Raw genomic sequence first — 20,853 nt, forward strand, 5'->3', positions numbered from 1 at the left:
AATTATGAAAAATATATTTTATTTATTACTAATGCTTGTCAGTTCTATCTTTTGTAAAGCACAAACGTATCCATTAAGAACCTATACACAATTACCAACTGGTGCTTATTTAAAAGACACAAACAATGAGCTACCTTCTTATGAAGGAACTTGGAAAGGGACTTGGGATGGAAAGATTATATATTTATCTTTCAAAAAAATAGTAAATTATTATAAAAGTACATATGGCTACTATGCGGATATACTTATTGCAAAATTTAAAGTCACTGATTTGAATGGAAATGTTCTTTTTAATAATACTAGCCTAACAGATCAGAATGCAAAAATTATTGGTGGAAAGTTCAAAAAACTAAATCAAAAATATTCTTTAGGCTATGTAGATAATGATATTTGTGGATTAAATGGTTTTATAGAAATTAATTTTACTGATAGTACTAAAACCAAACTAGCTTGGAAGTTTAATGAAGGAAGTAATCTGATTACAAAAGATTGTCCTTACTATAATTCTGCTGTTTTTCCACAACCATTGCCTGTAAATATAATTTTAACCAAACAATAATGAAATTCATATTTTTATCCGTAGTACTTTTATTTAGTATAAATTTTTGTTTTTGTCAAACAAAATATGATAGCATAGAGTTTGAACACGGTAATTCAATAATTATTGGTAGTTATGTTAAAATAAAATTACAACCAATAAAAAAGAATAAAAAGGAAAAAACAAGGGTCACTTTTGAAAGTAAGGATAATTTTTATACAAAAAAAATTTCAAAAGAGAAATATCAAGAAATTTGTAATTCTTTATCAAAAATAAAATATGATACAATTGTAAAAACTAATTGTATTGATGGATCAAGTACTTTTATTAAAACTTATAAAGGGAATTTTAAAAAAGTTTATTATATAGATTGTATTTCTTCAAAAGACCAATTTGATGAAAAAAGAAAAGATTTTTGGTATGTAACAAAATTAATTGTTGAAATAGCAGGAATAAGAATTAATAATCTTACTGATTATAATTAATAAATCGATAAAAGTATTATAAAACAATTTTTATCCTCATCAAGAAAGAATATAAAATTGCATTAATACTAAAAATTGTCTTTATTATAATTCTGCTGTTTTCCCACAACCATTGCCTGTAAATATAATTTTAACCAAACAATAATAACCAAAAACTAAAAAGGCTGCCTCAAAATTGAGACAGCCTAATAAAATCGTTTGCCTTTGCAAGATGTTTTTCTCTTAAAGAAAAAAAACAAGGTAAATGGACCAAAGAAGCAAATGATTATTTTAAAGATATGGAGGTAGATAGTGTAAAAGCAAACTAAAACATCCAAAAGAAGCCAACTTTTCGGGGTTGGCTTTTTACTCTTTACAAGATTACACAGCAATGGCATACATTATGGATAAATATGGGAATTTCATTAAGCAAAAGCAATGGCACCAAATTAGAAGCTGTAAATGCACAGCAAAACCAAGACGGAACTTATTCTACCTCAACCTGTAACTAAATTATAAAATTATGAAAACAAAAATATTTTTATTAAGCATATTACTATTTGTATTTTCTTGCAAATCTCAAATTAATACCTATAGCGAAGAAACCTTAAAAAAACAAAGCGAGAAAATAACCAATTTTCAGCAGCAAAGAAGAACAGCTAAAATATCAAAAATAACCATAGGAGATGTCATAAGCAAATTAGAGGTACCCATTATTTCTTTTAGTTTTGATAATGAATCTTGGGAAAGTGACAAGGCGAATTTAATAATGTTAAACTTTTATACACAAAGAGAGTTTGTTTATAAAATGGACAATAAAATTAATTTACATAAGATATATATATATATATATATAAAATCCAGTAAAAAGTGATGTGGTATTGCAATTAATTAGAAGAAACCAAGGTAAATGGACCAAAGAAGTAAATGATTATTTTAAAGATATGGAGGTAGATAGTGTAAAAGCAAACTAAAACATCCAAAAGAAGCCAACTTTTCGAGGTTGGCTTTTTACTCTTTACAAGATTACACAGCAATGGCATACATTATGGATAAATATGGAATGGGAATTTCATTAAGCAAAAGCAATGGTACCAAATTAGAATCTGTAAATGCGAAGCAAAACCCAGATGGAACTTATTCTACACAAACTTGTAATTAAAATTTTAAAATTATGAAAACAAAGATATTATTATTAAGCTTATTATTGCTTGTAATTTCATGTAAATCACAAACCACCTATAGTGAAGAAACCTTAAAAAAGCAAAGCGAAAAAATAACCAATTTTCAGCAGCAAAAAAGAATGGCTAAAACTTCTACAATTACCATTGAAGATATAATTAATAAATTAGATGTGCCTATTATTTCTTTTGGTTTTGAAACTGAAACTTGGGAAAGCACTAATGTTAATGTTATTCAATTATATTTTTATACTTCTAAAGAATTTAAATATAAAATGGATAATAAAATTAAATTTCATGATATATATATATATAAAATCCTTTGCCTTTGCAAGATGTCTTTCTTTTGAAGAAAAGAAGCCAAGGTAAATGGACAAAAGAAGTAAATGATTATTTTAAAGATATGGAAGTAGAAAGCGTAAAAGCAAACTAAAAACATCCAAAAGAAGCCAACTTTTCGAGGTTGGCTTTTTACTCTTTACAAGATTACACAGCGATGGCGCGAACATCTTGCTCGTGTCCACAATAATAAAATAGTAGAAAGCTATGAGCAGAAAATATAAATTCCACAAAAAGAAGAAGCTTATTTTAATAGATAGTGTGGACGCGAACAAGATGCTCGCACCAGCGTGGGGTAGAAGAAGTTACATTATATTATCTATACGACAGGAGTGGCGGAGGAAGCTGGAATATTTCTCTGCCCAACTATTATTGGTATAGAGATGCTAATATTACATTTGAAGGAAACGGAGGAACTGGCGCAGGTGGAACAATGTCTGGTGGTGCAAGTAAGCACAATAATAAATTCCCAGATTATATGGATCCTAATGACCCATGTGCAAAAGCGAAAACCGCTTCTGCTACAGCTACCACCAACTCAAGAAACACTACATTTACCAATGCTAAAACTTCTATTTCTGGTATGAATAATAACAAAGAAAACGGAGTGGTCTTTGGGAATGTTAATGGAGCTACACAATCTACTGGATTGCAAACAGGAGGGGAACATAGTATAACTTTGACCCACTCTTTTTCTAATCCCACAGGAGATTTGCATAACCATACAGATAACACACCTCCTTCTCCCGGGGATGTTTACTCCTTAATAAATGCGAGAAACAGTTTTACTAATTATAACACAAGATATGTTACCACACCAGATGGCACTCTTTATGCTTTGGTGGTTACAGATACCGATGCTATGAATAATTTTTTACAAAATTATCCGCCTTCTATAACTCCAAATCCTAGTGGTGGAAATTATGTGAATTTCCCAACAGATATAAACAATGAGTACAACGATATTTATACTTTTTACAATGGAACAAGAGAAATGGCTCTTGCTTTTACTTTAGATAAATATAATTCAGGAATTGTACTAACTAAAATGAATTCAAATGGAGATTTGAAAAAAATAGGTACTACAGAAACTATAAACTCTAACGGAGAAAAAACATACTTAAATAATAATTGTCAATAAAATGAAAAATTTAATAATTACAATATTTCTATTTCTTTCAGCATTAATTAATAATCTAATTGCACAAGAAGTAATAACGTCTAAACATAATTTAGATAAAATATCAAACAAACAGGATAGTTTTTATAATAAACCATTGAAGTATTTTTTGAATAACTTAAAAATTGATATAAGTTCTTTAAGTTATCAAAAAGAATGCGAATCGAACCCTAATCAAATCATCTTAAGATTTGACGAACGTTTAGAATATAATAAAATGAGAAGTAATAAAATTATTCCAGCAAGAATTATAATACAATTTGTACCAGATAAAGACACTCAAAATATTTTTAAACATTTGAATAATTTAGGAATTGTAGAAGATAGAGACGATATAAAAGATTTCATTAAAAAAATAGAAAATATAAAAATATTTATGATTTATGGTTACAATGAACACCAAATTGACAAGTAATACTACATTTTTATAAGTAATCTAATGCCCAATCTAATTAAAACATTAACAATAATATCTTTTCTTATTTTTAATATTTCTTGTGCACAAACGATTATGAGAAAAGTTGCAGATGCTAGAAAAATAGAACTTAATAAAAAAGAATTTATTGGCAAGCCATTGAGCTACCTACTATCCAAAATGGATGTGGAAGTAAAATCTGTGCTCCCTGTACCTAACAAAAATAAGAACGAAATAAATCGATTATGCCTAAGATATGTAGATGATAATATTTATAATATAACAAACAGTAAAGAAATGAAGGATAGACCTACTCAAATTTGTATAACTTTTAATCAAAATTGGGACTTGGCTGGACATACATGTAAAAATACTGAATTGAATTGTAATAATTGGACAAAAGAAGACGAAAAAAATCTGGGAGATTTAATAGTGTATGATATATATGTAATAGGTAAAGATTAGATTAAACTTTGCTAATTATATAATTATGTTTTAATGGTCACCTTGCCCTTAAAAAATAATATTATGAAAAGAAATAAGCGTTTTTTAATAGTTGTTTTACTATTAATTTTTATTAGAATAAATTCACAAGTGAAAATAGAATCTACAGATAATCTGAAATGTAGAATAGAAAATAGTGGACAAAGTTATGTAGGTAAAACATTACAATCATTCTTAACTAATATTGGAATGGATATAAAAATGGTTACTTACGAAAGAATAAATGAAGGAAAAGATTATGACATTACATTGCTTTTTATCACAAAAAAAGAATATAATAAATTAAGGAGCCAAAAAATATTACCAGCTAGAGTTGTCATATATTTTGAAGATAATCAACAAACAAGAAGAGCTTACGATTCATTAGAGCAGTATGGTTATGTTGAAAATGAGAAGATTCCTTATTTTTTAGACCAACTAAAAAATCTTTTGATAAAAGACATAAGAGGCTCAGAAGATGCTATAATGAAATAAGTATTTGAAAAGAATTATCTCTATATTTTATAATTTAAATTATTGATTTTTAATGTTTTGTAATTATTGCTTATTATGAGAAATCTAATTAAAACATTAACAATAATATCTTTTCTTATTTTTAATATTTCTTGTGCACAAACGATTATGAGAAAAGTTGCAGATGCTAAAAAATTAGAAATCAATAAAAAAGAATTTATTGGTAAACCACTAAGTTATTTATTGAAAACGATTAATCCAAGAATAGTATCAGTAATACCTACTCCAAATAAAAATTTTGCACAAATTAATACTATAAGCTTCTTATTTGTCAGTTTTAATGATTATAGGAGAAACTTTAATAATAATAACCAAAATACAAAAATTACGATTAGGTTTAATCAGAATTGGGATTTAATTGGAGAAAAATGTAAATCCGATATTTTAAAATGTACAGAGTGGACAAAAGAAGACGAAAAAAATCTGGGAGATTTAGTTGTTTATGATATATATGTAACAGGAAAAGATTAGATTAAACTTTGCTAAATATATAATTATATTTTAATGATCACCTTGCCCTTAAAAAATAATATTATGAAAAATACTATTAAAATACTATTAATTGGAGTATCATTAATTGCAAACTTGTCTTGTGCTCAGACGATAATGATGAAAACAACTTCTGATGCTAGAAAAATGGAACTTAACAAAAAAGAATTTATTGGTAAACCTTTGAGTTATTTTTTTAAACATATCAATGTAGAAATTAAATCAATAAAACCAGCACCAAATAAGAATTTAAAAGAAGTTAATAGAATTGATTTTTTGTTTGTACCATATATACAATATAGAAATGACAATAGAGATATTACAGAAAAACCTACTCGAATTACCGTTATCTTTAATCAAAATTGGGATTTAATAGGAGAAAGATGTACATATAAAAAAATAGGTTGTACAGAATGGACAAAAGAAGATGAAAAAAATCTGGGAGATTTGATTGTTTATGATATTGAAGTAATAGGTAAAGACTAGATTAACTTTGCTAATTTTGTTTTAATGGTCACCTGCTGGCGCGAGCATCTTGCTCGTGTCTGCAATAATAAAATAAAATAGTAGAAAGCTATGAGCAGAAAATATAAATTCCACGAAAAAGAAGGAGCTTATTTTAATAGATAGTGTGGACACGAGCAAGATGCTCGCGCCAGCGTGGGGGCACTACAAGTTTATAAAGTCACAAATGATTCTTCTAAAAAATTAGAGTATGATGGAAAAAATAACCCTGTTAAAAAAACTGATTGCCCTCAATAATTTTAAATTATGATATTATGAAAAATATATTTTATATAATGATTGTTCTCTTTGCTGTTTCTTGCAAGGCTCAAACTTATCCATTAAGAACATATACAGAAATCCCTGAAAATGCATATTTAAAGGATACAAATAATGAATTGCAAACATATGAAGGAACTTGGAAAGGAACTTGGAATAACAAGACTATTTACATAACACTGAAAAAAATAACTAATAAATATGATAATGTATTTAAATATTACAGAGATTATTTAATAGCAAAATTTAAAGTAATTGATAATAGTGGAAATATTTTATTTGACAACAATAATCTTGCTGATGATAAAGCAAAAATTAATGGTGGTAAATTTAGAAAGATAGATAATAAGTATAGTTTAAATTATATTGACCCTGATTTATGCTTTAAAAGTGGTTTCATTACAATACAATTTATAGATTCTAATAAAACCAAATTAGAATGGAACTTTATGGAAAGTAGTAATCTAATTGAACCTGATTGTTTTTATCATAGTTTTTCTGCAAGCCAAAGACCTGAACCATTGCCTGTAAATATAATTTTAACCAAACAATAATAACCAAAAACTAAAAAGGCTGCCTCAAAATTGAGACAGCCTAATAAAATCCTTTGCCTTTGCAAGATGTTTTTCTCTTAAAGAAAAAAACAAGGTAAATGGACCAAAGAAGCAAATGATTATTTTAAAGATATGAAGGTAGATAGTGTAAAAGCAACCTAAAAACAAAAGCTCTGCAAAATTTTGCAGAGCTTTTATATATTACTCCGTTACGTCTCCCGAAACTTCTTTTGGTTCGGAAATTTCTTTTGGTTTATCTCTTTCGTTGCTTAAAACCTTTGCCAATTTCTCCTTTTCGGCAGGCAAATCTTCAAAAAGTCCTGAAAGTGCCAACGCAGAATACACTCTGCCCGAAAATCTATTTCCTATAGCAATAATGGTAACTTTAGATTTTAATAAATGTGAAAACGAAGAATTGCTGCCGTGCCACCAACCGTTATGATAAACCAACTTTTCGCCATTATCAAAATTTTTCATTCGGAAGCCCATTCCGTAATTGTTTACACCGGCTCGTTCATTACTATAAGGTTGAAAAATAGAATCTTTAAGACTTTTTCTTAAAAATTTCTCAGAAAACATTGCTTTAGAAAAATTGTACAAATCTCTCGGCGTAGTGTAGCAATTTTTATCTCCATAAATCCAATCGAGCTTATCATTTGGGAAAACCTTATTGCCTCTGTTGTAAAAAGATTGTGCTGCTTTTAGAGAATCTTTTGGTTGAAAGATATAACTATGCTCCATTTTCAAAGGTTGAAAAATCATTTTTCTCATTGCCTCCGGAAACTTATTGTTTGTTACTTTTTCTACAATTAAAGCCAAAAGTGCAAAATTGGTATTGCAATACATAAAACCAGTATTGGTATTTCTCGCCAAATCTGGTTTGTTTTTTATCAATAAATCTAAAACATCTTGATTGGTAAAATATCTTCCACGAGATGGTTTCAACTTCATTTCATCAATTACATATTCGTATTTTGGGAGACCACTTCTGTGCGTAATCAAATGGTAAACTTCTACTTCAGGATAAGGAAATTTTGGAAAAAAATCGGTGACTTTTTGGTGTAATTTTAATTTGCCTACTTCTACCAATTTCAGAATTGCCATTGCTGTTAAAGTCTTGCTAACAGACGCCACGTGCAAAGGTGTATTTTTATCAATAGAAACTTGTTCGTTTTCTTTTGCGAAGCCTCTGTATTTTTCAAAAAGAATTTTATCTCCTTTTGCCACCAAAAAACCTCCACTCAAATCTCCTTGTTCCCAAACTTTGTCATAATACAAATGAAGCGTATTTTCTATTGCAGAATAATTATTAAGTTGCGAATCCTCTTTACTAAAAACTTCGTCTAAATCTACATTCCCGTAATTAGGCAAATCATTTTTAACGGTTTCTATTCCGTCTTTTTTACAAGAAACTAAGGACAATAAAAGGATGGTAAACGCTACGAATTTCTGCTTCATTTTTAGTATTAGATTAAGTGCGGCAATTTAATACTTTTTAAAGCAAACCTAAGTGAGAAGCTTAAATATTAAGATTTTTTTAACAAAAATAAATGAATCTCATTTTGAAATTCTAATGAAACTTCGCCACAATTTTATCTACAATAAATTGCGCCAATTTTTCTTTACTTTGATGAGTCCATCCTGCAATATGAGGCGTCACAATCGCTTTTTCTGACTTTAACAAGAAATCTAAATCTTCATTAGAAGCATCTAAATTCTCGAAAGAAGATTTTTCGTATTCTAAAACATCTAAAGCAGCACCTAAAACTTTGCCATTTTTAATGGCATCTACAAGAGCAGACGTTTTGAGGTTTTTACCTCTTGCTGTATTTACAAAATAGAAATTTTTCTCCATTTTAGAAATAAAATTTTCATCTACCAAATAATGAGTGCTTTCGTCTAAAGGAATATGCAAACTTAGAATATCTGCATTTTTTTGCAATTCTTCTAAAGAAACCTGAGTTGCAAATTCGTCTTCTAAACCCAGCAAAACATCATGAAAAATCACTTTTACGCCAAAGCCAGAAAGTCTTTTGGCAGTAGCTTTCCCCATGTTACCATAACCAATAATTCCGAAAGTTTTCCCAAGAAGTTCGTCGCCTCTATTATCTTCTCTTTTCCAAATTCCGTTTTTCACTTCGTTTGAGGCAATAAAAAGTCGGTTCATCAAAATAAGAAGCATCGCAACCACGTGTTCTGCTACAGAATCTCTGTTTCCTTCTGGCGAATTAATAAGTTCAATTCCTAAATTTTTTGCAACTTCTTTATCAATATTTTCCATGCCAGCGCCTACTCTGGCAATAAATTTCAAGTTTTTAGCATTTTCTAGGAAATTTTTATCTAAAGGAATTCTACTTCTAATGATAATTCCATCATAACGATTAATTTTCTTCAGAACCTCATCATAAGAAGACGTAAAATCTTCTTCCAAAATAAATCCTTTTTCTAAAAGTTGTTCTGTAATTAATGGATGATTGTGGTCTAAAAGTAAAATTTTCATTTTCCTGAAATTTAGGGTGAATAAAGTTGCAAAATCGTAAAATATGACATTGTTTATTTGTTAAATTTCACGATTTCACATATTAAATAAATAGTTTTTTCAATTCTACAGAGTCTGCAGGTTTCATTCTTCCAGATAAGATTAAAGAAAGTTCTTTTCTTCTTAAAGCAGCTTCGTAGCGAGATTTTTCTTCTTCAGTTTCTGGTATTGCTTCTGGCACAGCAACTGGTTTATTATTCTTATCTACTGCTACCATCGTATAAATTCCTTCGTTGGTATGAATTTTTTCTTTGGTGATAGGATTATCCAACCAAACGTCGCAATAAATTTCCATAGAAGTAGAAAAAGCTCTAGAAATCTGTGCTTCTACCACTACTACTCCACCACCAGGAATTGGATGTTTAAAAGAAACATGGTTAACAGAAGCCGTAACCACAGCATGTTCGCTGTGTCTGGAAGCCGCAATAGCAGCTGCTCTGTCCATTCTTGCCAGAAGTTCGCCACCAAACATATTATTGAGAGAATTTGTTTCGTTTGGGAGCACAATATTAGTCATCACGGTATGTGATTCTGAACATTTTTTACTATTTCTCATGTAGATTTTAGATTTATTTAGAAATTTTCAAAGAATCTTTTTTCTGAATTTTAGCAGAATCTGCCTTTACAGTGTCTTTCTTAAGAACAGGTTTTTCTACAATTCTATGAGTAGATGTTTTAACACTGATGTCAAAAGATTTTTTACCGAAAATTTTGTCTTGATAATTGATGGCTAAAAAAACAATTGCGCCAACTGGTATAATAAAAAGGAAAATCCAAAGAATAGATTTATTGAAAACATAATCGTCTTCCGTATCTTTTTTCTCCGAAATTACTTTGTTTTCTTTAATTTCTTTTAGGCTAATTTCTTCCAAACCAAAAAAAGCAGGATTTTCTGTAATTTGATTTTTCGAGATTAATTTTATTTCTCCGTTTTCTTCAAAAAAATCTCCTATTGCCTCTACAGAAACGGTTTTCTTGTCTTGTAACTGTTGGTTCCAAGATTGTATAGTTTCTTTAATTTCTGTTTGAACAATAAAAAGATTTTCGCCCGTTTTTTCAGCAATATATTTAGAAAAATCAGAATTAAAAACTTCTGAATTTTTAACAAAAGTAACTTCAAAAGAAGGTGGAAGCAATTTAGCTTCTGCTTCGTCTAAAGTTGCAGATTTTTTCTGGATAGAAAATATACCAAAACCAGGAAGATCTGCACTTCCTTTTTCTTGTAAATAACCGAAAAGATATTGTCCTAAATTCATTTCGGCACAAATTTAATATATTTTCTTGAGTTTTTTCATAAAAAAAAGCTGCTAAAATTCAGCAGCCTTTTCTTTAATTTATCTTATTTAGTAAGCAATTTTTACTACTTCATTATTTATTTTAACAATATAGTTTCCTTTTTTTGGCAGATTAAGTTCTACACCATTTCTAGTAGCTAAAACATTAATTTTTTTCACCATTTTACCGCTAAAATCATAAACCTGAATGTCTAAACTTCCTTTTTGAGAAGTGTATAGTTTCCCTTCCGAAACAAAAGATTTAAAATTTGATTTATTAATATCTATAACACCTAAAGAACTCGTTGTTGTAGGTGTAAAACCATATACAGACGCTAAATAATCTGGCGTTTTATGCGAATTATTCCCAGCTGGAGAATCTGTAAAGATAAAATGCAATTGATTTACTGTTGTTCCTGCAGGCAAAACTCCACCAATATTATTAAAATTATGAGTATTTAAATTAATCGTTCCTGTATAATTTGTCCCATCCCAAGTAAGTTGAGTTGAAATATTAGACCAAGAATCATTATAAAGAGAATTGGTAGAAGTATCTGAAGAATTCAACCAAAGATAAACTCCGATTGGCTGGCTATTAGGATTAAAAAATGCCCAACCATTGGCCGCATCGTTGTATGTTATAGTATAAATTCCAGAATTTGCCGGTGTTTGAATGATTGATAAAGTTGCTTGACTAAAATGAAATGAATAAGCAAAAATCAACAAGAAAACAAAATAAAGTTTTTTCATAGCTTATAATTTTTTAATTAGTAAAATTATAACTTTTATTGCATTTGTTAAAATAAAATTAACATAGATTAAATCAAAGCAATCAAAACGTTTAAATCATTTACAATCAAATAATTACAATTAAAAACAAATAAAAAACATAAACTAAATATATATTTTCATTATCTCTAATTTAATTTCATTATTATCATTTTATCCTAGTCAAGCTCTTTAAATTACAAAATTCTCAAAATTTATTATTGAATTTTAAAACTAAATCCAAGCATAAAATTTCTACCGGCTTGTGAGTAATAATAAGGTCCTTCGTAAACAAAACCGTTGTTCACATATTTCTTATTGAAAATATTGTTCAATAAAAACTGTACGCTTAACTCTTGTTTTGCAATTTTGAATTCGTATTGAGCATTAAAATCTGTCAAGAAATAATCTTTCAGTTGCAATTCCTTCGTTTCGGTATTGTCTAAATATTGTTTTCCAACGTATTGATTGTTAAAATTCAACTGCAATCCTTTTACTGGTTTATACTGTACTATTGCATTGGCAATAATATTTGGAGAAAAAGAAATTTGAGTATTCCCAAGATTTGTTACAGATGTATTTTCTTCAATTTTAAAATCAACATTTTTATTTTGGCTCAAAGTAAGATTACCGATAAGGTTCAATTTTTCTGAAACTTTGGCTACAGTTCCTAGCTCAATTCCAAGTCTATAAGATTTACCCGAATTCATTTTGATAAATTCTCCCACCATATTTATTTGCCCACTTAAAACCAATTGATTTACATAGTTCATGTAATAAGCATTAGCAGTGAAAGATACATTACCAAAAGTTTTTTCTAATCCCAACTCAAAATCGTGTAATTTTTCTGGTTTTGTATTAGGGTTGGCAAACAAATCGTCTCTGTTTGGCTCTCTGTGAGCGTGAGCATAAGACAAGAAAATTTTACCATTTTCAATTTGATAATTCACCCCAAATTTTGGATTAAAGAAATTCCATTTTTGAGATAAATCCATTCCTTCTTCCGCATTAGCATCTATTACATACGTTTTATAATCTATATTTCTGAGTTGTAAATCTCCGAAAAACTCAAATTTATTGAGTTTATAAATTGCTTTTACAAAACCAGAAATTTCATTTTTCAGAGCATTATTTCTATAATATTCGTGCTCGTAAATATTGGTATAAGTAACTCCAGAAACATTACCATAATGCCTACCAAAATATTGATTAACAGCAACTCCGAAATTTAAATTCAAATTTTTGAAATTCCCATACAAATTAGAAACCACACCATAAAAATCATTATCTAACCATTTTTTTCTAATAAAATCTGTTCTGGTAATTGTGTTTCCGTTTTCAGTAATGTCTGGTAAATCATATTTAGAAAACTTAGCGTCTTGTTTATAATTTTCGTAATAACCTTCTCCGTGCGTTAGGTGAAAAGTGGTTTCCTGATTCCATTTTTCAGAGAATTTTTGTTCCCAAAGCAAGTGATAATGATTTTGCCAATAATTATCCGTTTCATTATCATAAAACTTCTCTTTGCCAGTAACAAGATCCGTATATTGACCAGAATAATTAAATTTAGGATTGGTTTCCCAAGTTGCCTTGTCTATTCCGTTCCAAGCTTGGTAAGTTTTTTCTTTTCCTCCGAAAGTTAAAAATCTAATTTTAGTATTTCCTTTTTCGAACAAAGCATTAATATTAAAAGAACGCAATTTAGAAGAAGCTCTATCAATATATCCATCCGAATTAATAAGAGAATATCTCGCCGAAACCGAAAGCATATTATTAAGAATTTTACCTGTTCCTGCTTCGAAAGAATGCTTATAAGTGCTAAAACTTCCTACACTTTGATTGGTCAAAAAATAAGGTTTTGTATCTGGATCTTTCGTCAGAATATTTACACTTGCCCCAAAACTTGCCGTTCCGTTGCTAGAAGTTCCTACACCTCTTTGTATAACAATCTGCGAAGCAGAACTTGCCATATCCGGAATATTCACAAAAAAAGTTCCTTGACTTTCCGAATCGTTATACGGAACACCATTTAGCATCACATTAATACTTGTTCCTGCAGTACCTCTAATCCTGAAACCTGTGTATCCAACGCCATTTCCTGCGTCTGATGTGGAAATTACAGACATTTGATTTTTAAGCAAAATTGGCAAATCTTGTCCCAAATTTTTTGCTCCTAAATCCTTTTGAACATTAATAATTTCTTTGGAAACTGGCAACCTTCTCGTAAAGCTAACCTCCTGAATTTCTTTTATCTGCGTAGAATCTGTTTGTGCAGACAAAATAGAGCTAGCGCCTAGCCCTAAAATAATAAATCCTTTCATTCTGATTTTTTAAAAATTAAACAAATCGAACAAAAGGATGCTACGTGCGAAAAATACATCAAAGACGAATCCATAAACAGCATTACCTGTTCTATGTTCTTTGGGTATAATCTCAGCTTTTTACAGCACCCCTTTTTCTTGCGACAAAGGTAACAAAATTTTTTATTGCGCAATAAAATTCATTCGTAATTTACAAATTCCTAATAATTCCGAAAAGAATAATAAAAATCAATAAAATAAGTAATGTTTTATCTCCAAGTAAAAATTGCCTCAATTTTTGGTACTTTTCCTTATTAAAACTGGTATAAAAAACAATTAAAAAATATGGAATTGCAAGCAAAAACAATGCATTTTGCTTCAATGCTTCTAAAAAATGAAAGTGCAAAAGTTCGTGAAATGCTCTTTGGCTTCCACAACCAGGACATTGGTATCCTGTAATTTTATAAAACGGACAAGAAATAAAAAAATCCTTTTGTTCATAAGGGTTGAGAAAATAATAATAACCCGCTATAACCAAAATTACAACAACAAAAATCCACTTTTTTTTACCCTTGTACATAAAACAAATGTAATTCTAAACTTTATATTTTACAAGATTGATTTAAAAAATATGCTTTATTTATAAAATTTTTTGAAAATATATCCTCTGAAAATTAAAATTTCTTATTTTTGAAAACCTTATAAAAGGATTGATGATTATAAAAATTTGAAAAGCCAGAGAAAATTCTAAATATAACAACTCGTTTAGAAAACAATCAATTTTTCATCAAAACATTAGCTGTTAAATAACAGTAAATCATCTAATTATTAAGTTTAAAAAGACTTCAAAAATTATGAATATTTATCAGGATTACATCCAAGAAATCGAAGAAAGAAAAGCACAGGGACTTCACCCAAAACCTATTGATGGTGCAGAATTGCTAAGCGCAATCATTGAGCAAATTAAAGATTCAGCCAACGAACACAGAGCTGATTCTCTACAATTTTTCATTTACAATACATTGCCAGGTACAACAAGCGCAGCTGGTGTAAAGGCTAAGTTTTTAAAGGAAATCATCCTTGGTGAATCTGTAGTTGAAGAAATCACTCCAACTTTCGCTTTCGAATTATTGTCTCACATGAAAGGTGGACCTTCTATCGAAGTTCTTCTTGATTTGGCTTTAGGAAATGATAAAGCTATCGCAAAACAAGCTGCTGAAGTTCTTAAAACTCAGGTTTTCTTATACGATGCTGATACTGCTCGTCTGAAAGAAGCTTTCGAAGCGGGTAATGTAATCGCTAAAGACATATTGGAAAGCTATGCAAAAGCAGAATTTTTCACTAAACTGCCTGAAGTTCCAGAAGAAATTAAAGTAGTAACTTACATCGCTGCTGAAGGTGATATTTCTACCGACTTATTATCTCCGGGAAATCAGGCACACTCTCGTTCAGACCGTGAATTGCACGGAAAATGTATGATGTCTCCTGCTCAACAGGAAGAAATAAAAGCTTTACAGGCTCAACATCCTGATGCAAGTGTAATGCTTATTGCAGAAAAAGGAACAATGGGTGTTGGTTCTTCTCGTATGTCTGGTGTAAACAACGTTGCACTTTGGACAGGGAAACAGGCAAGTCCTTACGTACCTTTCGTAAACATCGCTCCGATTGTTGCAGGAACTAATGGTATCTCTCCAATTTTCTTAACAACAGTTGACGTAACCGGAGGTATCGGAATCGACCTTCAAAACTGGGTTAAGAAAACAGACGAAAACGGACATCCAGTTCGTAACGAAAATGGCGACATCGTTTTGGAAGAAAAATATTCTGTTGCTACAGGAACTGTTCTTACAATTAATACGAAAGAGAAAAAATTATACAACGGAGAAACTGAATTGAAAGATATTTCAAAATCATTTACTCCTCAAAAATTAGAATTTATCAAAGCTGGCGGTTCTTACGCTATCGTTTTTGGTAAGAAAATCCAGACTTTCGCAGCTAAAACTTTAGGGATTACAGCTCCTCTAGTTTTCGCTCCTTCTAAAGAAATTTCTATCGAAGGACAAGGTTTGACTGCCGTTGAAAAAATCTTCAACAGAAATGCAGTAGGTGTTACTGAAGGTAAATTATTACACGCAGGTTCAGACGTTCGTATAGAAGTAAACATCGTTGGTTCTCAGGACACAACAGGTTTGATGACTTCTCAGGAATTAGAATCTATGGCTGCAACGGTAATTTCTCCAATTGTTGACGGAGCTTACCAATCAGGATGTCACACGGCTTCAGTTTGGGATAAAAAAGCGCAGGCTAATATTCCTAAATTAATGAAATTTATGAACGATTTCGGTGTAATCACAGCTCGTGACCCGAAAGGTGAATATCACGCAATGACAGACGTTATTCACAAAGTTCTTAACGATATTACGGTTGACGAATGGGCAATCATCATCGGAGGAGACTCTCACACAAGAATGTCTAAAGGTGTTGCTTTCGGAGCTGATTCCGGAACGGTAGCGTTGGCTTTGGCAACAGGTGAGGCTTCAATGCCGATTCCTGAATCTGTGAAAGTGACTTTCAAAGGTGAAATGAAAGAGCATATGGATTTCCGTGATGTGGTTCACGCAACTCAGGCTCAGATGTTGAAGCAATTTGATGGCGAGAACGTTTTCCAAGGTAGAATTATCGAGGTTCACATTGGGACTCTTCCTGCTGACCAAGCATTTACATTTACAGACTGGACTGCAGAAATGAAAGCAAAGGCTTCTATCTGTATTTCTGAAGACGATACTTTGATTCAATCATTGGAAATTGCAAAAAGCAGAATCCAAATTATGATTGATAAAGGAATGGACAATAAAAATCACGTTCTTCAAGGATTAATCAACAAAGCAAACAAAAGAATTGAGGAAATCAGAACAGGTGATAAACCAGCTTTGACTCCAGATGCTAATGCTAAATATTACGCAGAAGTAGTTGTAGATCTTGATGTAATCGTTGAACCAATGATTGCTGACCCGGATGTAAACAACGACGACGTTTCTAAGAGATATACTCACGACACCATCAGAGACCTTACTTATTATGGAGGTGAGAAAAAAGTTGACCTTGGTTTCGTAGGTTCTTGTATGGTTCACAAAGGTGACCTTAAAATCGTTTCTCAAATGTTGAGAAACCTTGAAAAGCAAAATGGTAAAGTAGAATTCCAAGCTCCATTGGTAGTCGCAGCTCCTACTTATAATATCATCGATGAATTAAAAGTTGAAGGTGACTGGGAATTATTAGAAAAATATTCAGGTTTTGAATTCAACGATGCAGCTCCAAAAGGCGAAGCTCGTACTCAATATGAAAATATGATGTACCTTGAGCGTCCGGGTTGTAACCTTTGTATGGGTAACCAAGAAAAAGCTGAAAAAGGAGACACTGTTTTGGCAACTTCTACCCGTCTTTTCCAAGGAAGAGTGGTTGAAGATTCTGAACGTAAAAAAGGAGAATCTTTATTGGCTTCAACTCCAGTTGTTGTATTGTCTGCAATCTTAGGTCATATCCCAAGTATTGATGAGTACAAAACAGCCGTTGAAGGAATTAACTTAACGACTTTCGTTCCATCTATCAAAGAATTGGTAACAGTTGGTCATTATTAATAGATTTTAAACTAAAGCCGAAAGGCTTATTAAATATAAATGGAAGATTTCAAAAAAAATCTTCCATTTTTTGTTTTAAAACATTACAATCCATTAAATATTATTAATTTTAGCTTTACATAAAATTCAATATCAAATGTGAATTAATAGGTATTAAAAATTCAAACCATAGACTTTTTTAATATTTTATCAATCCCGTAGGAATAGAATTTGATGAGAAATAATAACATCTTTTTCCTGCCATTTGACTACCAAATGCAAACTTTATGACAAAAAAAATAAATAGATATGACATTCGACATCAACATGATTAAAAAAGTGTATGAGCGCTATCCTGAAAGAATTGCTGCCGCAAGAAAAGCAGTAGGAAAACCTCTTACATTAGCAGAAAAAATTCTTTATGCTCACCTTTGGCAAGGTAACGCAACAGAAGCTTACGAAAGAGGAAATTCTTATGTAGATTTCGCTCCAGATAGAGTAGCGATGCAAGATGCTACTGCGCAAATGGCTCTTTTACAATTTATGCAGGCTGGTAAAACCAAAGTTGCTGTTCCTTCTACAGCTCACGCAGACCATTTAATTCAAGCAAAAATTGGAGCAGATAAGGATTTACAAGAAGCACTAAATAAAAACAATGAAGTTTTCAACTTCCTTTCTTCTATTTGTAACAAATATGGTATCGGATTTTGGAAACCAGGCGCTGGTATTATTCACCAAGTAGTTTTAGAAAATTATGCTTTCCCAGGAGGAATGATGATTGGAACCGACTCTCATACTGTAAACGCTGGGGGTTTAGGAATGGTAGCCATTGGAGTTGGAGGAGCAGATGCAGTTGACGTAATGGCAGGTATGGCTTGGGAACTTAAAATGCCTAAACTTATTGGTGTAAAATTAACCGGAAAATTAAATGGTTGGACTGCTCCAAAAGATGTAATTCTAAAAGTTGCAGGCATTCTTACTGTAAAAGGTGGAACTGGTGCTATTGTAGAATATTTCGGCGAAGGCGCTAAATCAATGTCTGCGACCGGAAAAGGCACTATTTGCAACATGGGTGCAGAAATTGGCGCTACCACTTCTACTTTTGGGTATGATGATTCTATGAGAAGATACCTTGCTGCAACAGGAAGACAAGACGTAGTAGATGCTGCTGATAAAATTGCAGAACATTTAACAGGGGATGCAGAAGTATATGCAGAACCAGAAAAATATTTTGACCAAGTTATTGAAATAAACCTTTCTGAATTAACACCTCATCTAAATGGTCCTTTCACTCCAGATTTAGCAACTCCAGTTGCAGAAATGAAAGACAAAGCAATTGCTAACGATTGGCCTTTGGATATAGAATGGGCTTTAATTGGTTCTTGCACCAACTCTTCTTATGAAGATTTATCCAGAGCAGCCTCTATTGTAGAAGATGCTGTAGCAAAAGGAGTAAAACCAAAAGCGATTTTAGGAATTAACCCAGGTTCTGAACAAGTAAGATTTACCGCAGAAAGAGACGGATTAATAGATACTTTCAAAAAATTAGAAAACACAAGAATTTTCACCAACGCTTGCGGTCCTTGTATCGGGCAATGGGATAGAGAAGGCGCTGAAAAACAAGAAAAAAACTCTATCATTCACTCATTCAATAGAAATTTTGCAAAAAGAACAGATGGGAATCCAAATACCCACGCTTTTGTAGCATCACCAGAAATGGTAGCAGCTGTAGCAATTTCGGGAAGATTAGATTTTAATCCAATTACAGATACTTTAACCAACGAATCTGGTGAACAAGTAAAATTGAAAGAACCAATAGGTTCAGAATTGCCAGCAAAAGGTTTTGCTGTAGATGATAATGGTTATCAGGCTCCCGCCGAAGACGGTTCTTCTGTAGAAGTTATTGTCTCTCCGACATCAGACAGATTACAATTATTAGCGCCTTTCCCAGCTTGGGATGGTAAAAATATTATTGGCGCTAAACTTTTGATAAAAGCTGAAGGAAAATGTACTACAGACCACATTTCTATGGCTGGACCTTGGTTGAAATACAGAGGACATTTGGATAATATTTCTAACAATATGTTGATCGGAGCTGTAAATTTCTTCAACAAAGAAACCAATAGAGTTAAAAATCAATTGACAGGAGAATATAGTGAAGTTCCTGCGGTACAAAGAGCCTACAAAGCTGCTGGCGTACCTTCAATTGTTGTGGGAGACCAAAACTATGGAGAAGGTTCTTCTAGAGAACATGCAGCAATGGAACCAAGACACCTTGGTGTAAAAGCTGTTTTAGTGAAATCTTTCGCTAGAATCCACGAAACGAATCTTAAAAAACAAGGTATGCTTGCATTAACTTTTGTAAATCCTGAAGATTATGATAAAATTCAAGAAGATGATACTTTTGATTTCATAAACCTTGATAATTTCGCACCGAACACTCCACTTCAAATTCTAGTTTCTCACTCAGACGGAACTACAGATACAATTCTTGCTAATCACACATATAATGAACAGCAAATTGGATGGTTCAAAGCTGGTTCTGCTTTGAATTTAATTGCTCAAGAAGCTTAATTTAGAATTCTTTCTAAAATTGATAAAAGAAACCCGCTCTATAATTTAGAACGGGTTTCCTTATTGAATAACAAAATTATTTTTTTATTCCTTTTGCTGCAGCTTCGTCTAAAAACCAATGCAACTCTCCAGAAATTGGCTTAATGATTTGCGAAGGATACAAACTAGGATTATAATCTCCATACAAAACTTCGTGCAAGGCATTCACTTTATTTTCTCCTGAAACCAAGAAAGCAACTCTTGCTGCATGATTAGCAACGGGATGAGTAACTGTAACTCTGTACATATTTTGTGACTCTAACCAAAAGCTTGACGTCCATTTTGAATCTTCAAAAACTACAGGAAAACTAGGAAATAAAGACAAAGTATGTCCATCATCTCCCATTCCGAGAATGATTAAATCGAGACCAAAATCTTTACCTTCAAACCATTTTTTTAGAGTTTTTTCGTAATCATTAGCAGATTCTTCGGCAGATTTTTTCTCAGTATCAAAAAAATGTATTTGACTTGTTTGTACAGGAACGTGATTTAGCAAAGTTTCGTAAGCCATTTTTGCATTACTTCTTTCATCTGAAACAGGCACAAACCTTTCGTCTCCCATAAAAAAGTGCCACTTTTCCCAATCTATTCTATTTTTATATTCTTCAGAAACTAAAATTTCGTGAAGTTTTTTTGGGGTGTTTCCTCCAGACAAAGCTATTGTAAAAGTATCTTTTTTCTTTAAAACTTCATCGGCATAAGAAACAATCCACTCCGCAAACGAAATACTCAATTCTGAAATATCTTTTGAAATATGAAAATTTTTCATTTAAAATTCATTT

At 31.2% G+C, this 20,853-nt stretch carries 22 protein-coding genes; 14 read left to right on the forward strand and 8 right to left on the reverse strand.

Annotation, left to right across the window (positions count from 1 at the left end; genetic code table 11):
• Window positions 1-4: 4 nt before the first annotated feature.
• The 12 genes from QM746_RS00950 to QM746_RS01005 all read left to right on the forward strand — a co-directional run bounded on the left by QM746_RS00950 (window position 5) and on the right by QM746_RS01005 (window position 6,960).
• Complete coding sequence (locus QM746_RS00950; RefSeq protein WP_414982497.1) at window positions 5-559, forward strand: DUF6705 family protein; 555 nt, start codon at window positions 5-7, stop codon at window positions 557-559.
• Window positions 559-1,023, forward strand: coding sequence for a hypothetical protein (locus QM746_RS00955; RefSeq protein ID WP_414982498.1), 465 nt, complete (start codon window positions 559-561; stop codon window positions 1,021-1,023). The genes QM746_RS00950 and QM746_RS00955 overlap by 1 nt, the downstream gene beginning before the upstream one ends.
• Before the next feature lie 502 nt (window positions 1,024-1,525).
• A complete protein-coding gene (locus tag QM746_RS00960) occupies window positions 1,526-1,876 on the forward strand; it encodes a hypothetical protein (protein ID WP_414982499.1) in 351 nt (116 codons plus the stop codon).
• Window positions 1,877-2,038: 162 nt separating this feature from the next.
• Window positions 2,039-2,164, forward strand: a complete 126-nt coding sequence (locus QM746_RS00965; RefSeq protein ID WP_414982500.1) for a hypothetical protein — start codon at window positions 2,039-2,041, stop codon at window positions 2,162-2,164.
• Between the two features lie 12 nt (window positions 2,165-2,176).
• Window positions 2,177-2,533, forward strand: a complete 357-nt coding sequence (locus QM746_RS00970) for a hypothetical protein (RefSeq protein WP_414982501.1) — start codon at window positions 2,177-2,179, stop codon at window positions 2,531-2,533.
• 248 nt (window positions 2,534-2,781) lie between these two features.
• A complete protein-coding gene (locus tag QM746_RS00975) occupies window positions 2,782-3,663 on the forward strand; it encodes a hypothetical protein (RefSeq protein WP_414982502.1) in 882 nt (293 codons plus the stop codon).
• 1 nt (window position 3,664) lies between these two features.
• Window positions 3,665-4,117: a hypothetical protein gene (locus QM746_RS00980; RefSeq protein WP_414982503.1), complete on the forward strand. Its 453-nt coding sequence runs from the start codon at window positions 3,665-3,667 to the stop codon at window positions 4,115-4,117.
• Window positions 4,118-4,141: 24 nt separating this feature from the next.
• On the forward strand, window positions 4,142-4,582 hold the full coding sequence (locus tag QM746_RS00985) for a hypothetical protein (RefSeq protein ID WP_414982504.1): 441 nt from the start codon (window positions 4,142-4,144) through the stop codon (window positions 4,580-4,582).
• A gap of 63 nt (window positions 4,583-4,645) precedes the next feature.
• Window positions 4,646-5,095, forward strand: a complete 450-nt coding sequence (locus QM746_RS00990) for a hypothetical protein (protein WP_414982505.1) — start codon at window positions 4,646-4,648, stop codon at window positions 5,093-5,095.
• Window positions 5,096-5,170: 75 nt separating this feature from the next.
• Window positions 5,171-5,605 (forward strand): hypothetical protein, encoded by a 435-nt coding sequence (locus tag QM746_RS00995; RefSeq protein ID WP_414982506.1) that lies wholly within the window; start codon window positions 5,171-5,173, stop codon window positions 5,603-5,605.
• A 63-nt stretch (window positions 5,606-5,668) separates the two neighbouring features.
• Entirely contained in the window at window positions 5,669-6,109 is a 441-nt protein-coding gene (locus tag QM746_RS01000) for a hypothetical protein (RefSeq protein WP_414982507.1), read from the forward strand.
• A gap of 293 nt (window positions 6,110-6,402) precedes the next feature.
• Complete coding sequence (locus tag QM746_RS01005) at window positions 6,403-6,960, forward strand: DUF6705 family protein (RefSeq protein ID WP_414982508.1); 558 nt, start codon at window positions 6,403-6,405, stop codon at window positions 6,958-6,960.
• 201 nt (window positions 6,961-7,161) lie between these two features.
• Here the strand turns inward: QM746_RS01005 and QM746_RS01010 are convergent, their stop codons facing one another.
• The 7 genes from QM746_RS01010 to QM746_RS01040 form a co-directional block, all read right to left on the reverse strand.
• Window positions 7,162-8,418, reverse strand: a complete 1,257-nt coding sequence (locus QM746_RS01010) for a serine hydrolase domain-containing protein (protein WP_414982509.1) — start codon at window positions 8,416-8,418, stop codon at window positions 7,162-7,164.
• A gap of 112 nt (window positions 8,419-8,530) precedes the next feature.
• Window positions 8,531-9,460 carry a 2-hydroxyacid dehydrogenase gene (locus tag QM746_RS01015; RefSeq protein ID WP_414982510.1) on the reverse strand — a complete coding sequence of 310 codons (930 nt, stop codon included), beginning with the start codon at window positions 9,458-9,460 and terminating at the stop codon, window positions 8,531-8,533.
• Window positions 9,461-9,542: 82 nt separating this feature from the next.
• Window positions 9,543-10,055 carry an acyl-CoA thioesterase gene (locus QM746_RS01020; protein ID WP_414982511.1) on the reverse strand — a complete coding sequence of 171 codons (513 nt, stop codon included), beginning with the start codon at window positions 10,053-10,055 and terminating at the stop codon, window positions 9,543-9,545.
• A 13-nt stretch (window positions 10,056-10,068) separates the two neighbouring features.
• Window positions 10,069-10,755 carry a hypothetical protein gene (locus QM746_RS01025; RefSeq protein ID WP_414982512.1) on the reverse strand — a complete coding sequence of 229 codons (687 nt, stop codon included), beginning with the start codon at window positions 10,753-10,755 and terminating at the stop codon, window positions 10,069-10,071.
• Between the two features lie 87 nt (window positions 10,756-10,842).
• Window positions 10,843-11,523, reverse strand: a complete 681-nt coding sequence (locus QM746_RS01030) for a T9SS type A sorting domain-containing protein (RefSeq protein ID WP_414982513.1) — start codon at window positions 11,521-11,523, stop codon at window positions 10,843-10,845.
• A 236-nt stretch (window positions 11,524-11,759) separates the two neighbouring features.
• A complete protein-coding gene (locus QM746_RS01035) occupies window positions 11,760-13,862 on the reverse strand; it encodes a TonB-dependent receptor (RefSeq protein ID WP_414982514.1) in 2,103 nt (700 codons plus the stop codon).
• 190 nt (window positions 13,863-14,052) lie between these two features.
• A complete protein-coding gene (locus tag QM746_RS01040) occupies window positions 14,053-14,421 on the reverse strand; it encodes a DUF2752 domain-containing protein (protein ID WP_414982515.1) in 369 nt (122 codons plus the stop codon).
• 274 nt (window positions 14,422-14,695) lie between these two features.
• On the opposite strand from QM746_RS01040, the gene QM746_RS01045 reads away from it, so the two are divergent.
• Both QM746_RS01045 and QM746_RS01050 read left to right on the forward strand, forming a co-directional pair.
• Window positions 14,696-17,479 (forward strand): bifunctional aconitate hydratase 2/2-methylisocitrate dehydratase, encoded by a 2,784-nt coding sequence (locus QM746_RS01045; protein ID WP_414982516.1) that lies wholly within the window; start codon window positions 14,696-14,698, stop codon window positions 17,477-17,479.
• Between the two features lie 288 nt (window positions 17,480-17,767).
• A complete protein-coding gene (locus tag QM746_RS01050; protein ID WP_414982517.1) occupies window positions 17,768-20,032 on the forward strand; it encodes an aconitate hydratase in 2,265 nt (754 codons plus the stop codon).
• A 76-nt stretch (window positions 20,033-20,108) separates the two neighbouring features.
• On the opposite strand, the gene pgl is transcribed toward QM746_RS01050, so the two are convergent.
• Window positions 20,109-20,840 carry a 6-phosphogluconolactonase gene (gene pgl / locus QM746_RS01055; RefSeq protein WP_414982518.1) on the reverse strand — a complete coding sequence of 244 codons (732 nt, stop codon included), beginning with the start codon at window positions 20,838-20,840 and terminating at the stop codon, window positions 20,109-20,111.
• Window positions 20,841-20,853: the final 13 nt, after the last annotated feature.

This window comes from Cloacibacterium sp. (genome assembly GCF_047601505.1).
GTDB lineage: Bacteria > Bacteroidota > Bacteroidia > Flavobacteriales > Weeksellaceae > Cloacibacterium.